General features: G+C 69.5%; 9 protein-coding genes. 7 read left to right on the top strand and 2 right to left on the bottom strand.

What is annotated here, in order from left to right:
- Positions 1-23 precede the first annotated feature (23 nt).
- The 6 genes from speB (at position 24) to AB0J87_RS52495 (ending at position 10,959) form a co-directional block, all read left to right on the top strand.
- Positions 24-1,037 carry an agmatinase gene (gene speB / locus AB0J87_RS52520; protein WP_363980807.1) on the top strand — a complete coding sequence of 338 codons (1,014 nt, stop codon included), beginning with the start codon at positions 24-26 and terminating at the stop codon, positions 1,035-1,037.
- Positions 1,038-1,118: 81 nt separating this feature from the next.
- Positions 1,119-2,351, top strand: a complete 1,233-nt coding sequence (cobA, locus tag AB0J87_RS52515; protein ID WP_350731616.1) for a uroporphyrinogen-III C-methyltransferase — start codon at positions 1,119-1,121, stop codon at positions 2,349-2,351.
- Positions 2,352-2,398: 47 nt separating this feature from the next.
- On the top strand, positions 2,399-4,921 hold the full coding sequence (locus tag AB0J87_RS52510; RefSeq protein WP_363980803.1) for a dynamin family protein: 2,523 nt from the start codon (positions 2,399-2,401) through the stop codon (positions 4,919-4,921).
- Positions 4,918-6,540: a GTP-binding protein gene (locus AB0J87_RS52505; protein WP_363980800.1), complete on the top strand. Its 1,623-nt coding sequence runs from the start codon at positions 4,918-4,920 to the stop codon at positions 6,538-6,540. The genes AB0J87_RS52510 and AB0J87_RS52505 overlap by 4 nt, the downstream gene beginning before the upstream one ends.
- A gap of 1,096 nt (positions 6,541-7,636) precedes the next feature.
- Complete coding sequence (locus AB0J87_RS52500) at positions 7,637-8,434, top strand: single-stranded DNA-binding protein (protein ID WP_363980797.1); 798 nt, start codon at positions 7,637-7,639, stop codon at positions 8,432-8,434.
- A 1,316-nt stretch (positions 8,435-9,750) separates the two neighbouring features.
- Positions 9,751-10,959, top strand: coding sequence for a GGDEF domain-containing protein (locus tag AB0J87_RS52495; protein ID WP_363980794.1), 1,209 nt, complete (start codon positions 9,751-9,753; stop codon positions 10,957-10,959).
- 114 nt (positions 10,960-11,073) lie between these two features.
- Here AB0J87_RS52495 and AB0J87_RS52490 read toward each other — a convergent pair whose 3' ends face one another.
- Complete coding sequence (locus AB0J87_RS52490; protein ID WP_363980791.1) at positions 11,074-11,265, bottom strand: hypothetical protein; 192 nt, start codon at positions 11,263-11,265, stop codon at positions 11,074-11,076.
- Between the two features lie 548 nt (positions 11,266-11,813).
- Between AB0J87_RS52490 and ettA the strand changes: the two genes are divergently transcribed.
- Positions 11,814-13,478, top strand: a complete 1,665-nt coding sequence (ettA, locus tag AB0J87_RS52485) for an energy-dependent translational throttle protein EttA (protein WP_363980788.1) — start codon at positions 11,814-11,816, stop codon at positions 13,476-13,478.
- A 334-nt stretch (positions 13,479-13,812) separates the two neighbouring features.
- Here the strand turns inward: ettA and AB0J87_RS52480 are convergent, their stop codons facing one another.
- Positions 13,813-14,223, bottom strand: coding sequence for a hypothetical protein (locus AB0J87_RS52480; protein WP_363980785.1), 411 nt, complete (start codon positions 14,221-14,223; stop codon positions 13,813-13,815).
- Between the last annotated feature and the right edge of the window lie 3 nt (positions 14,224-14,226).

Here is a 14,226-nt window from a genome sequence, read left to right as displayed (position 1 = left end):
GATGGAGGGACTGGAGGTGAGCGGTGTCCCGTTACGGCCCCATGTACGGCCCTGACATCACGTTCCTGGGCGTGGACCGGTGCGACGTCAACGATCCGGCCTCCTACGAGGACGCCGACGTGGTGATCGTCGGCGCCCCCTTCGACGGGGGCACCAGCAACCGCCCCGGCGCCAGGTTCGGCCCGATGGCGCTGCGCCAGGCCTGCTACCTGCCGCACGACGGCTCCAGGCCCAGCCTGGCGCTGCGCGTGGACGCCCTGCGCGACCTGCGGGTGCTGGACGCCGGTGACGTCGAGTGCTACTCGGGCGACGTCGAGGGCTCGCTGGCCGCGATCGAGGAGGCGGTGCACCGCGTGGCCGCCTCCGGGGCGATCCCGCTGGTGCTCGGAGGCGACCACACGGTGGCGCTGCCGGACGCCCGCGGCACCGCGAGGGCGTACGCGCCCGGCCGTACGTCGATGATCCACTTCGACGCGCACGCCGACACCGGGAACATCGAGTTCGGCCACCTCTACGGGCACGGCCAGCCGATGCGGCGGCTCATCGAGTCTGAGGCCATCCGGGGTGACAGGTTCCTGCAGATCGGGCTGCGCGGCTACTGGCCCGAGCCGGAGACGCTGAGCTGGATGGCCGCTCAGAACATGCGTTCGTACGAGATGACGGAGATCGTGGCCCGTGGGCTGGAAGAGTGCCTGACGGAGTCGTTCGCGATCGCGCTCGACGAATGCGACCAGATCTTCCTGTCCGTCGACATCGACGTCTGCGACCCCGGCCACGCTCCCGGCACCGGCACGCCCGAGCCCGGGGGACTGACCGCCAGGCAGTTGCTCGATGCCGTTCGCCGCATCTGTTACGAACTGCCCGTGGCCGGAATGGAGGTGGTCGAGGTGGCGCCGCCGTACGACCACGCGGACATCACCGCCTACCTGGGAAACCGGGTTATCCTTGAAGCGCTTTCAGCGATGGCCAGACGCCGGAAGGACGCTCAGGGCGGGCCTCGCTGGGACCCGCGGCAGCCCCTTCTCGACGGTCGTTGACCAGTGCGCAGCAAATGACGCTTCCGGAGCCGGTAGGTTTACGTCCTAACACAGAACCATCGCGAACGGGAGATTCCCCCCATGGGCCCCTACCTCCTCGGCCTGCGGCTTTCCGGCCGCCGGGTCCTCGTCGTGGGCGGCGGGCGCGTCGCACAGCGGCGGGTTCCCGCGCTGCTAGAGGCCGGTGCGGAGGTCACGATCGTGTCGCCGAGTGTGACGCCGGCGCTCGACGACCTGATCGCCGCCGGCAGGGTCACCTGGCACGACCGGCCGTACGAGGTCGGCGACTGCGACGGTGCCTGGCTCGTACAGGCCTGCACCGACGACAGATCCGTCAACACGGCGATCGCCGCCGAGGCGGAGGCCAAACGCGTGTGGTGCGTGCGGGCCGACGACAAGGACGCCTCGGCCGCCTGGACGCCCGCCACCGGGCGCGTCGACGAGATCAACGTCGCCGTCACCGCGGGCGGTGACCCGCGCAGGGCCGCCGGTATCAGAGACGCGGTCGTGGAAGCTCTGCGCGACGGCACGGTCGACGCCCGGCGCAACCGCACCAAACCGGTCGGCGTGGCGCTCGTCGGCGGCGGACCCGGCGATCCCGGCCTCATCACCGTGCGGGGGCGGCAGCTCCTCGCGCAGGCCGACGTGGTGGTCGCCGACCGGCTCGCGCCCCGGGCCCTGCTCGACGAGCTGGCCCCCGACGTCGAGCTGATCGACGCCGCCAAGGTCCCCTACGGCCGCTCGCTCTCCCAGGAGACCATCAACGAGCTGCTCGTGGATCGAGCCAGACAGGGCAAGTTCGTGGTCCGGCTCAAGGGCGGCGACCCGTTCGTGTTCGGGCGCGGCGGCGAGGAGATGATCGCCTGCGCCCGGTCCGGCATTCCCGTGCTGGTGGTCCCGGGCATCACCAGCGCCGTGGCGGTGCCCGGCTCGGCCGGGGTGCCGGTGACGCATCGGGGCGTCAGCCAGGAGTTCCACGTGATCTCCGTGCACGTCGCGCCCGACGACCCCAAGTCCACCGTCGACTGGCCCGCCCTGGCCCGTTCCCAGGGCACGCTGGTGCTGATGATGGCCGTCGAGCGGCTGGCGAAGGTGGCAGAAGCGCTCATCCGAGACGGACGTCCCCCGGAGACTCCCGCAATGGTGGTACAGGACGGTACCCTTCCGACCCAGCGGGCGGTCACCGCTTCCCTTTCCACCGTGGCCGACCGCGTGTCCGCGGCTGGGATCCGGCCGCCGGCGATCGTCATCGTCGGCGACGTCGTGAGGGTCGGCCAGGAGGTCGAGATGGTTCGAGCGGAGCGCTTGCCGTGAACACGGCCATGGATGATGGGCGGCAGGAGTCACCGGGAGAGCAGACGTTGAGCTTTCGCCCGGTGGGTGACGAGGACCTGACAGAGGTCCAGGGCGACGACGCCTTCGATGCCTTCGGCACGAAGAAGAAGGCGCGGAAGAAGCCCGCGGCTCCCGAGCCATCGGCTCCGGGGGAGCGGGAGGCCGCCGCGGCTTCCACGGGGCCACCGGCGCCGGAGGAGCCCGCCGAGGCGGTTACGGCTGACGACGACGTGCCTGAGGAGGCCGGCGATCCCGTGGAGCGGCCTTCCCTCTTCGTGAAGCCCGCCGCGCTCGGCGGTCCAGGGCCTCGCAAGGCGCCGCCCGTACCCCCGTCTGACGGGGAGCCCTCCTTCGCGGCCTTCGCCACGGAGGACCCGTCCGACGAGGAGCCCGAGCCGTCGTCGCTGGACGGGCCGGCGTCACTCGAGGAGCAGACTCAGGACGACGTGGCGACGGAGGACGACGAGCCTCAGGACGCCGAGCCGGGCGATGAGCAGCCTCACGGCGTGGAGTCGGCCTCCGGGGAGCCTCAGGACGTGGAGTCGGCCTCCGGGGAGCCTCAGGGCGCGCAGGCGGCCGGTGAGGAGTCGCAGGCCGAGCCGGCGATCGACGAGCATTCTCAGGCCGGCGAGCATTCTCAGGCCGACGGGGCTGATGGCGACGAGCTACCGCAGCCCGAGCCGGCGGATGGCGACGAGCCGGAGGCCGAGCGGCAGCCCCGCGATGGCGATGAGCTTCGTGATCGCGAAGAGCCGCAGGACGGCGACGAGCCCCGTGACGGCGCGGAGTCGCAAGATGGCCAGGCGCCGCAGGATGGCCAGGAGTCACAGGGGAGCCAGGAGCCGGCGAAGGGCGAGAAGCCCGGAGGCGGCGCGGCGACCGGGGAGAAGTCGGGCCGCGGCGAGGCGCTGCCCGCCGAGGCCGCCAAGGCGCTCACGGCGGCGCTCGGCACGCTCCGGGAGAGCGTCGCGGACCTGCGCTTCGGCCTCGACCTGCCCGGTGCGGACGAGGCCAGGCAGACGCAGGCCGAGCTGCTGGCCCAGCTGGAGGGCTACGTGCTCCCCCGGGTCAGGACCAGCGCCGCCCCGGCCCTGATCGTGGTCGCGGGCTCCACCGGCGCGGGCAAGTCCACCCTGGTCAACACGCTGGCCGAGAAGAACGTCTCGCGCACCGGCGTACGCCGCCCGACCACCGGCACCCCCGTGCTGGTCTGCCACCCGGAGGACCGGAAGTGGTTCGCGGAGGGGGAGCTGCTCGCCAGCCTCCAGCGGCTCGACAAGCCCGCCCCGGAAGCCGGGGCGCGGAGCATGGTCGTCGTCGCGACGGAGAAGCTCCCGCAGGGCGTCGCGCTGCTCGACACCCCCGACATCGACTCGGTCGTCGAGGAGCACCACGAGGTCGCCCACCGCATGCTCGACGCCGCCGACCTGTGGATCTTCGTGACCACAGCGGCCCGCTACGCCGACGCCCCCGCCTGGAACCTGCTGAAGCTGGCCAAGGAGCGCGGCGCCCGGCTCGCGATCGTGCTGTCGCGGGTGCAGCCCCGGTCGACTGAGGTGGTTCTGAAGCATTTCGTACGGATGCTCACCGAATACGGCCTGGGCGAGATCGACAGGTTCGTCATCAACGAGGCGAAGGTCACCGACGGCCGGCTGCCCGACAGCGAGGTCACCGACCTGCGGCTCTGGCTGGCTGAGCTGTCGGTCGACGAGGAGCGCAGGGCCCAGGCCGTGCGCGAGACGCTCAACGGCGTGCTCAACAGCTTCCGCACCCGCGTACCCGCGCTGGCCAGGCACCTGGAGGGGCAGGTCGCGTTCAGGACGGAGCTTCGCAGCGACGTGGAGGCGGCCTTCCGGGGCGCGCTCGGCGAGGTCGACAAGGCGTCGAAGAACGGCTCGCTGCTGCACGGTGAGGTGCTGGCCCGCTGGCAGGACTTCGCGGGCTCCGGCGACCTCGTGCGCTCGCTCCAGGTGCGCAAACGCGGCCGGTCGGACAAGCACGCGCCGGAACGGGTGCTGGCGTTCAAGGCGGCGATCCGGGCCGGGCTCGAGGCCGTGATCGTCGCCGCCGCCAACCGCGCCACCGAGGAGGTGGTCGCGCGCTGGCGGCACCGTTCCGAGCTGGGCGCCAAGCTCGGTGAGGGCCTCGACAGGCCCTCCGACAATCTCGTACGTCACGCCGGTCGCGCCATCGCGTCGTGGCAGGAGCACCTGAGCGAGCTCGTACGCACCGACGGCGTGGCCAAGCGGTCGGTGTCGAAGCTGGTGTCGTTCGATCCCGACTCGCTCTCGTTGATCTTCACGGTCGCGATGTTCAGCGGGACCAACGGCGAAGGGGTGCCGCACCGGCTGGTCAACGCGCTGCTCGGCGCGGAGTCCCTGCGTGGCATCGGGGCCAAGGCGCTCAGCGATTTGCGGGCCAGGATCGGCATGCTGTTCGACGAGGAATCCATGCGTTACGTGCAAGCCCTCGACACCGCGGGCATTCCGGACGAGTCCGTGGCGACTCGCCTCTACCAGGCGACGTACAACCTCGAGGTCGCCCGATGACCACCATGGCGACCAGGCCCGGGCTGGCTCCGCGGTTGTCCGCGCTCACCAAGGTGGTGGAGCACGGCCCCGGGCGGCTGGACAAGAAGCTGCTCACCGAGGCCAACACGCTGCTGACGCAGGCCGGAGACCGGCTCAAGCTGTCCTCCGAGCACACCGTCGTCGCTCTGGCCGGCGGCACGGGCAGCGGCAAGTCGTCGCTGTTCAACGCCATCTCGGGGCTGGAGCTGTCGCCCACCGGCGTGCGCCGGCCGACCACCGCCCGTACGCACGCGTGCGTGTGGGGGCTGGAGGGCGCGGGCCCGCTGCTCGACTGGCTGCAGATCCAGTGGCGGCACCGCTTCTCCCGGGCCAGCGCGCTCGACAAGGGCGACAGCCAGCTCCACGGGCTGATCCTGCTCGACCTGCCCGACCACGACTCGATCAGGGCCCTCACCGACACCGAGGCCGACCGGCTCATCGGCCTGGCCGACCTGGTGGTGTGGGTGCTCGACCCGCAGAAGTACGCTGACGCGTCCACGCACCGCCGCTACGTGACGGAGCTGGCCGGGCATGAAGCGGTGACCGTGTTCGCGCTCAACCAGGCCGACAGACTCACCAAGGAAGAGCTGGCCGAGCTGGTCATCGACCTCAACGACCTGCTGCGCCGCGAGGGCGTCGAGCATCCCAGCGTCGTACCCACCTCCGCGGTCACGGGCCGCGGCATAGAGAGCCTCAGGAGCGTCATCGCGACCGCGGTGGCCCGCAGGCGCGCCGCCATCCAGAAGCTGGAGGCCGACCTGCACCGGCTGGAGCAGCGCCTCAGCAAGGCCATGCCGCTGGGCGAGGCCCTGTCGGCGCCGTCCTCGGTCGACGAGGCCCGCCGGATGGGGCTCACGGACGCGCTGTGCGACGCGGTGGGCGTACCGGCCGTGGGTGAGGCCATGGAGAACGTCTACGCCGAGCGGTCGAGCCACTGGGTGGGCTGGCCGTACCCGCGGTGGTTCTCGAAGTTCCGCTCGGACCCGCTCAGGAGCCTGCGCCTGCAGGACCTGGGGGAGGAGATCCGCGGCATCACGACCGGCTCGGTGAGCGCGCAGTCGGCCGAGGTCGCCAACGCCGTACAGGCACTCGCCGACGGGTTGTCCGGGGGGATGCACCCGGTGTGGCGCACCGGGGTCCACCAGGCGGCCCGCTCCCGCTCCAGCCAGCTCCCGCAGGCCCTCACCGAGGACCTGACGGAGATCGCGCCGCAGCTCGACCGCGTACCCGGGTGGTGGCGCGCGCTCAAGGTGTGGCAGTACGTCCTGGTGGTCGCCTTCGTCGCCGGCCTGGCCTGGCTGGCCGCGGGCCTGCTGATGCCGGGACAGCTTCCTCCGGCCCTGGAACTGCTGGGCGACAGCGCGACGCTGCCGTGGGTGGGGCTGATGATGGCGTCGGTGCTGGGCCTGGGAGCACTGTCGGGCATCGCCTCCCGCAACTTCGTGGAACTAGGGGCTTCGCGGGAGCGGGAGCGCTTGGAGCGCGAGATGCGCCGTCGCGTGGCCGCCGTGTCGACCACGATGGTCGTGGAGCCGGTCGAACGCGAACTGACCCGCCACCACGCCTTCTACACAGCCCTACGCGATCTGTCCCCCTGACCCTCCGCCCGGGCCCTCAACCACACCTTCCACACCTCCACCAGCCAGGGCCCGCCCCGCTCCCGTCCTATGACCATCCGGACCCGCGTCCCACGGCCATCCGGACGCGCTCTACGGCCATTCGGAGCCGCGTGTTACGGCCGTTCGAGACCGGGTGTCACAGTCATTCGGGGGCGCGTCCCACGGTCGTTCAAGCCTGCGTGCTACGCCCGTTGAGGCCCGAGTCCCATGGCCATTCGGGCCCGTGCCCTACGGCTGTTCTGGGTCGCGTGCGGCGGCCGTTCGGGTCCGCGTGCTACGCCCGTTCGGGGCCGTGTCCCACGGTCGTTCGGGCTTGCGTGCTATGCCCGTTCGGGTCTGCGTTACACCCGTTCGGCTGCGTCCCATGGCTGTCCAGGCTCCGTGCTACGCCCGTTCGGGGCCGAGTTCCACGGCCGTTCGGGTCCGCGTGCGGCAGCCGTTCGGGTCCCCGTGCTATGCCCGCTTAAAGCCCCGTCCCACAGCCGCCTTCGGGCTTGCGTGCTGCGGCCGGATGCGTCGGCGAATCATGGCCCTCGACGCGCTTGCGCACTGTGGCCGGATGCGTTCGCCAGCCACAGCCCTGATCTTCGACACTCGCCTGCCACGGCTGGCCGTGCCTGCGCCCGTCCTACGGCCTTTTGCGCCCGCTCGCTGTGGTCAGATGCAGCTGCGAGCACCGCCAGCCGGCACCTTCGCGCACCGCCAACCGGCACCTTCGTGCACCGTTAACCGGCACCTTCGAGCTTCGGTCAGATGGCCCGCGTCCTACGGTCATTTGTGCTGGCACCAACGGCTCGATACGCCGACAGCCCTTTAGCATCCCGTAGGTCGGGCGGGCTGACACCTTCACCGTAAGCAGCTTCCCCACGGCAGATAACCACCAACAGCCTCCCCTCACGCAAAAGCCCCATTGCCTCTACAGACGCCTCACCGCTAACAGCCCTCTCATCCACAGCCTCAACTCATACAGCCCCGCTCATCCACAGAACCCCGTTCCAGAGCTCGTGCCCAAGCCCATCCCCGGCACCCTGATCCCAGATCGCGGGCAGCCGGCCCGCCGCATGGGAGGCACGGGATGAACGACATTTACATCACACTCACCGGCAACGTCGCAGCAGAGCCGAGGCAGTACAGCTTCGATGACGGCAGCAGGGTCACCTCGCTGAAGGTGTTCTCCTCACACCGCTACTTCGACAAGAAGGCAGGGCAATGGGTGGACGGCGACAGGGTGTGTTTCACGGTCCGCTGCTGGCGTACCTTGGGCGACAACGTCGCCTCCTCCATCCGGGCAGGACACCCTGTGGTGGTCTCCGGCAAGCTGCGCATCCGCGAGTTCGGCCCGGAAGGTGACCGCCGCTTCGTGCCCGAGATAGAGGCCAGCGCGGTCGGGCACGACCTGCGCTGGGGCACCGGCGTCTTCGCCAAGCCGGACCGTTCCGGAATCACCTCGATGAGCAAGGAGATGCGCGACCGCCTGGACGAGGAGACCCGCGACTGGGCCATGGGCACCCGCAGCTTCCGAAACCTCCCCCGCTCCGGCTCCACCCCCGAACCCAACCCCTTCCACACCCTGAGCATCGACCGCGACTTCCCCAGCCCTTCGGGATCGGACGACGCGGCACACACCCAGGAGCCCGAGGCCGACACCCTGCGATCAGGAGAAGGCACCAGCCCCGCAGACTCCTCAGAGGGTGAGGACAACATCATGCGCTCCGCAGGGGAGGCGAGCGGCAAGAGGCGCACCCCGAGCACGGGAGACCACACGGTCCGCTTCCTGGGCCCCGAGACCGACGAGGCGACGAGCAAGGTGGGCGTCGACGAGGAAGACGGCGACGCCGAAGAGCCCGTGCTGGAGGAACGAGCCGCGGCGTAGGAGCACACGAAGGGGCACCGCGCGGCCAACTGGTGTCCCACACGCCCAAAGGGGCGGACCCAACTGAGAAGTCGACCGTTTGCGGTGTCACCGGTGTCCCTCACGCCCGGGGGGACGGACCCGGCGGTGAGGTCGACGGTTTGCGGTGTCACCGGTGTCCCTCACGCCCAGGGGGGCGGACCCGGCGGTGAGGTCGACGGTTTGCGGCGCCCACCGGTGCCCTTCACGCCCGAGGGCGGACGCTGACCGGCCAACGCGGCGCTTCCCTTTGCACATGCGGACGCCACGGCCGGGACGGCAAGACGCCGCAGCACCAGCGCCATCGAGCGCAGGCGCGGAAGGGAAGAAGACCCCTCGAACGGACAGCATCGAGGCAGCCGGTCCTCAGAAAGGGGAGCGGAAGGCGAGGGCTTCTCGAAGGGATGGCGCGACTGGAGAATCCGAGGACGAGGGACTCCCGAAGAGCGAGCCACGAGGCAGCAACCGCAGAAGGCGAGGTCTGCGTGAGCGGAGCTGCGGCAGGAGACGTCCGCGCTAGTGGAGCTGCTGCGACAGAAGCCATAGGGGGCGGTACCTGGTGAGCGGAGTGGCGGCTGCAGCGACAGAGGGAAAGCCTTCGCGAGTGAGTTGCGACGGCAGTAACCGGAGAAGGACAGCGCCTTGGCATATGCCGAGGCCATGGCCGCGATAGGAGAAAACCGGGACGCGGTTATCGGAGCGAGAAATGCAACGGGGAAGGGCACTGGAGAGTCAGGCGAAGAGGGAGTAGGCGAAGTCTGAGGTGTGTAGGGGAAGGGCGTGGTGAAGGGGAAAGCTGAGGCGAAGGGGAGAACTGAGGCGAAGGGAAAGCTGAGGTCTAAGGGGAAGATGAGGTGTAGGGAAGGCTGTGGTGAAAGGGAAAACTGAGGCGAACAGGAAAGCTGAGGTATAGGGGGAAGCTGAGGTGGAGGGGAAGGAGGGGGGAGGGGCACCGGCCGTGGCCCGTTTGACTGGCACCCCCGAGGGCGGCCGATGGTGTGTTGTCCGCGGCAGATGGCTAGAGCATCTGTCAGGTCCAGGTCACGCCCCGCACCATGGCTGCTCCTTTCCGGCACGGCTGTCCAACACGACCCACTCGCGGCATGAGCAGGTGTGTGTAGTCAGTGCCAACGTATCCGTTCCCATCGCACATCGCACACTCCGCAATTATTGTGTTACACATCGTTAGTTAGAGAGGAGACGAGATGGCGGCGACCAGTCACGCCTCGATCGGGTCTCGCGACGGTGTGTCAACTTTGGCCGGCCGCTGGCCGTTGCTCGGGCAACGTCGCCCGCTCGTGATCTATTTGTGTGCGATCGTCGCTCTCGACCTTGCCGCGATCATGGTGTTCGCGGTGACCACCGTCTTCCAATGGTGGGACCTGGTCACGTTCAGTGCTCTCATGGCGTGCGGCGCGGTCTGCATCGAGGCCAGTCGGCGGCTGGGCATGCCCGCCGGCGTCTCGCGAGACCTGCTGTCGGCGTGGTGGCTGCCGGTTGCGCTGCTTCTGCCGCCGCTTTACGCCATTTTCGCGCCGATCGTCCTGCAGATTCTGCTCCAGGTACGCGTGCGCGCGACCGTTCTCTACCGGCGGGTGTTCAGCGCGGCCGCCATCGGTCTGGCCGGGTGCGCGGCGTCCGTCACGTTTCACTGGGTGATCGAGGACCCGTGGGTGCTGTCGCTCGGGAGCGGACCGCCGATCCTTTGCGCGGTCGGGGCGGCTGTGCTGTTCTCCCTGCTCAACATCGCTCTCATCGCCATCGCCGCCCACACCGCAGACCCTGACATGCCGTGGCGGGAGGTCCTGTGGGACAGGGAGAGCGTGCTGCTGGACATCGTCGAGCTCTGCCTGGGCGTGACGGTCTCGATCTGCTGCGGACTCAACCTGGCCCTGCTGATCCTGACGCTGCCGCCGGTGGTGCTGTTGCAGCGCAGCCTCCTCCACGCCCAGCTCCAGGCCGCAGCCCGTACAGACGCCAAGACAGGCCTGCTGAACGCCGCCGCCTGGCAGCGCGAGGCCGACACCGAAATCGTCCGGGCCCGCCGGACGGGCGAAACCCTGGCGCTCCTGATCATCGACATCGATCACTTCAAACGGGTCAACGACGCCTACGGACATCTGGTCGGCGATCAGGTGCTGGTGGGGGTGGCGTCCACGTTGCGCACCCAGCTGCGGGACTACGACGTTGTGGGGCGGTTCGGGGGCGAGGAGTTCGTGGTCCTCCTGCCTGGCGCCGACATCCACGAGGCCCGCCAGGTGGCCGAACGCCTCCGCACCCGCATCGGTCACATGGCCATCCCCGTCGACGACGCCCTGGTCAGGGTGACCATTTCGACGGGGGTCGCGTTGATGAGCGTGCACGGGGACGACCTGATCGACCTGCTGGCGGCCGCTGACCTGGCGCTTTACCGGGCGAAGGAGCTGGGGCGGGACCGTGTCTGCATTCCCGTCGTCCAATCACCCCCTCCTCCACGCTCCCTCCCCAGCGACGATCACAACTCCTGACCTACTGAGCTCCACCGGGTTGGCCGCCGGCTCCGCTTGGGATGCCGGTTCGGCGGCCCCATCCACCCCACTGGGATGGCTGCCGGCTGTGGCTGTGGTGCCGGTTCAGCGGCCTCATCCGCCGCTCGGCATTGGCGGCAGCGGCGAAAGCGCATGCTGCGTACCGCAGCGCGCCATGCCCAGCACAGGAACTTCGATATCGGCCCGCTCGAGCAGTTTCGCCGCGTACGCGAGGTGCTTCATTCCCCCTGCGCTGACGTGGGGCGGGACCCGTCCGGCATCCGGTTTTCCTGTCAGGTGCGCCACGGCTTCTCCTGTCAGGTGCGCCACGACGGCGACCCGGCCGCGACGGCCACCTGCACACCGCCTGGACCCCGGTGTTGGGCCCTCGCCCCTGATGCCTTCGGTGTGGCGGGCTCCTGGATCGAGGCCAAGCCGTTCCTGCTCAGCGGTCGCCGCGCGCGTTCGCCGAAGCCGGAGCAGACCTCGCGATCGTCTACCTGCGACCGCCCAGCCACCCATCGGTGCCGTCCCTGACGGCGGAAGCCCTGGAGGCGAGCTGGCACCACAGCTTTCTCGGCTATGGGTCTGCGCGTTCCGCCAGCATGACGAAACGCGGAAACCCGATTGCCTCGCTGCCCTGGCCGTCGCCAGTCAGTGATCACTGTGTTGCGACGACCTCACGAATGCGCCCGTGTACGCCAGGGGTGGGGGTTGGCCGCGTGGGTGGCCCGCATCGGCTTCGGAATGCGCCTTGCACGCTAGGGGTGGGCGTGTGGGGGACCGCCTGGTCTTTCGGGTCTTACCGGGAGGAGCGGCGGAAGCCTGGGTGGAGAGCCCCTAAGCTAGAGGGCATGCCGGAGTACATCTATACCCTGCAGCGCGTGCGCAAGGCGCACGGCGACAAGGTTGTCCTTGACGACGTCACGCTGTCGTTCCTGCCCGGAGCCAAGATCGGCGTTCTCGGCCCGAACGGCACCGGGAAGTCGACGCTGCTCCGGATGATGGCCGGCCTGGAGCAGCCGTCCAACGGTGATGCCAAGCTGATGCCGGGCTTCACGGTGGGCATGCTCCAGCAGGAGCCGCCGCTCAACGAGGAGAAGACCGTTCTCGGCAATGTGCAGGAGGGCGTCGCCGAGACGATGGCGATGCTCCAGCGCTACAACGAGATCGCCGAGCAGATGGCCACCGACTACAGCGACGAGCTGCTGGAGGAGATGGGCAAGCTCCAGGACCAGCTCGAGCACCGCAACGCGTGGGACCTCGACAGTCAGCTCGAGCAGGCCATGGACGCGCTGCGCTGCCCGCCGCCCGACGCCGAGGTGACGAAGCTGTCCGGTGGTGAGCGTCGCCGGGTCGCGCTGTGCAAGCTGCTCCTCGAGGCCCCCGACCTGCTGCTGCTCGACGAGCCCACCAACCACCTCGACGCCGAGAGCGTGCAGTGGCTGGAGCAGCACCTGGAGAAGTACGCCGGCACGGTGCTGGCCGTCACCCACGACCGCTACTTCCTCGACAACGTCGCAAACTGGATCCTGGAGCTCGACCGCGGCCGCGCGTACGCGTACGAGGGCAACTACTCCACCTACCTGGAGGCCAAGGCGCAGCGCCTCAAGGTCGAGGGGCAGAAGGACGTCAAGCGGAAGAAGCGCCTGGAGGACGAGCTCGAGTGGGTTCGGTCCAACCCGAAGGCCCGCCAGACCAAGAGCAAGGCCCGACTCCAGCGGTACGAGGAGATGGCGGCTGAGGCGGACAAGTTCCGCAAGCTGGACTTCGACGAGATCCAGATCCCGCCGGGCCCGCGTCTGGGCACCACGGTGATCAAGTCCGACGTGCTGACGAAGGGCTTCGGCGATCGGCTGCTGATGGAGGGGCTGACGTTCGACCTGCCGCGTAACGGCATCGTCGGCATCATCGGCCCCAACGGCGTCGGCAAGACCACGCTGTTCCGCATGATCACCGGTAGCGAGACGCCTGACACCGGCTCGATCACCGTCGGCGACACGGTCAAGATCTCGTACGCCGACCAGAGCCGCGGCGGCATCGACCCGAACAAGAACGTCTGGGAGGTCGTCTCCGACGGGCTCGACCACATCAAGGTCGGCAACGTGGAGATGCCGTCCAGGGCTTACATCGCGGCGTTCGGGTTCAAGGGGCCTGACCAGCAGAAGAAGGCGGGGGTGCTGTCGGGCGGCGAGCGCAACCGGCTCAACCTCGCGCTCACCCTCAAGCAGGGCGGCAACGTCCTGCTGCTCGACGAGCCCACCAACGACCTCGACACGGAGACGCTGTCGTCGCTGGAGAACGCGCTGCTCGACTTCCCGGGCTGCGCGGTGATCACCTCGCACGACCGGTGGTTCCTCGACCGCATCGCCACCCACATCCTCGCGTGGGAGGAAGGCTCGAACTGGTTCTGGTTCGAGGGCAACTTCGCCGACTACGAGAAGAACAAGATCGAGCGGCTGGGCGCCGACGCCGCCCGCCCGCACCGCGTCACCTACCGGAAGCTCCACCGCGACTGAGCTGATGCGCACGCGCCCCGCCGTTCCGGAGGGAACCCCCTTCGCGTACGGCGGGGCGCGAGTGACATTGCCTGACGCACATGGCCGGTCGCCGGGACCGTCGACCGGCCGGATGGTGGCCGGGTGCCGGGATCGTCGGGTGGCGTGCGGGTGCCGGGGCCGGCGATCAACTCTGTGACGTACGGATGCCAGGGCCGGCGATCAACTCGGTGGCGGACGGGTGTCGGGGCTGGTGATCAGCCCGCGGCCGACGGTCAGCTCGGTGGCGGATGGGGCCCGGTGACGTGATGGACTCGCCGGGCAGGAGGCCGCACCGATCGGCCGCAGCGTTCGTTCAGGGCTCGACGGGGACCTGGGACAGAGCGGCGAGAGATTCCACGAAGAAGTAGATGACCCGGAAGAACGCCAGCACATCCCCGCGTTCCAGGCGTAACCCCCGATACATCACCACCCGTCCGGGATCGGCCCCCTCCCGCAGCTCCCGCCACGTCGCCTCCCCGGCCGCCAGCACATAGTCGGCGGCCGCAGGGTCGGAGGTGATCGCCGCCTCGGCGCATTTGCCGTCTTTCCAGGTCAGGACCAGGTAAGCCCCCGTCTCGCGTACGCCCAGCGCCCACGTGGCGGTGTAGCCGGCGCGGGCACGGTCGATCCAGCTCCAGTACGACGGCAGTTTGCCCTCTTGAGGAGGCCCCGTGTCCACGGCGGCGCGGGCGGCTTCGGCCCATTCCGGGGTGAAGAAGCGCATGCG

The organism is Nonomuraea sp. NPDC049625 (assembly GCF_040675285.1).
Classification (GTDB): domain Bacteria; phylum Actinomycetota; class Actinomycetes; order Streptosporangiales; family Streptosporangiaceae; genus Nonomuraea; species Nonomuraea angiospora_A.
Note: the sequence above shows the minus strand (reverse complement) of the source record. Positions and strands in the feature narration are given on the sequence as shown.

Excerpts from the sequence above, each read along its gene's own strand:
- cobA (WP_350731616.1), top strand. The coding sequence starts at position 1,119 with ATGGGCCCCTACCTCCTCGGCCTGCGGCTTTCCGGCCGCCGGGTCCTC.
- AB0J87_RS52505 (WP_363980800.1), top strand. The coding sequence starts at position 4,918 with ATGACCACCATGGCGACCAGGCCCGGGCTGGCTCCGCGGTTGTCCGCG.
- AB0J87_RS52500 (WP_363980797.1), top strand. The coding sequence starts at position 7,637 with ATGAACGACATTTACATCACACTCACCGGCAACGTCGCAGCAGAGCCG.
- ettA (WP_363980788.1), top strand. The coding sequence starts at position 11,814 with ATGCCGGAGTACATCTATACCCTGCAGCGCGTGCGCAAGGCGCACGGC.
- AB0J87_RS52480 (WP_363980785.1), bottom strand. The coding sequence starts at position 14,223 with ATGCGCTTCTTCACCCCGGAATGGGCCGAAGCCGCCCGCGCCGCCGTG.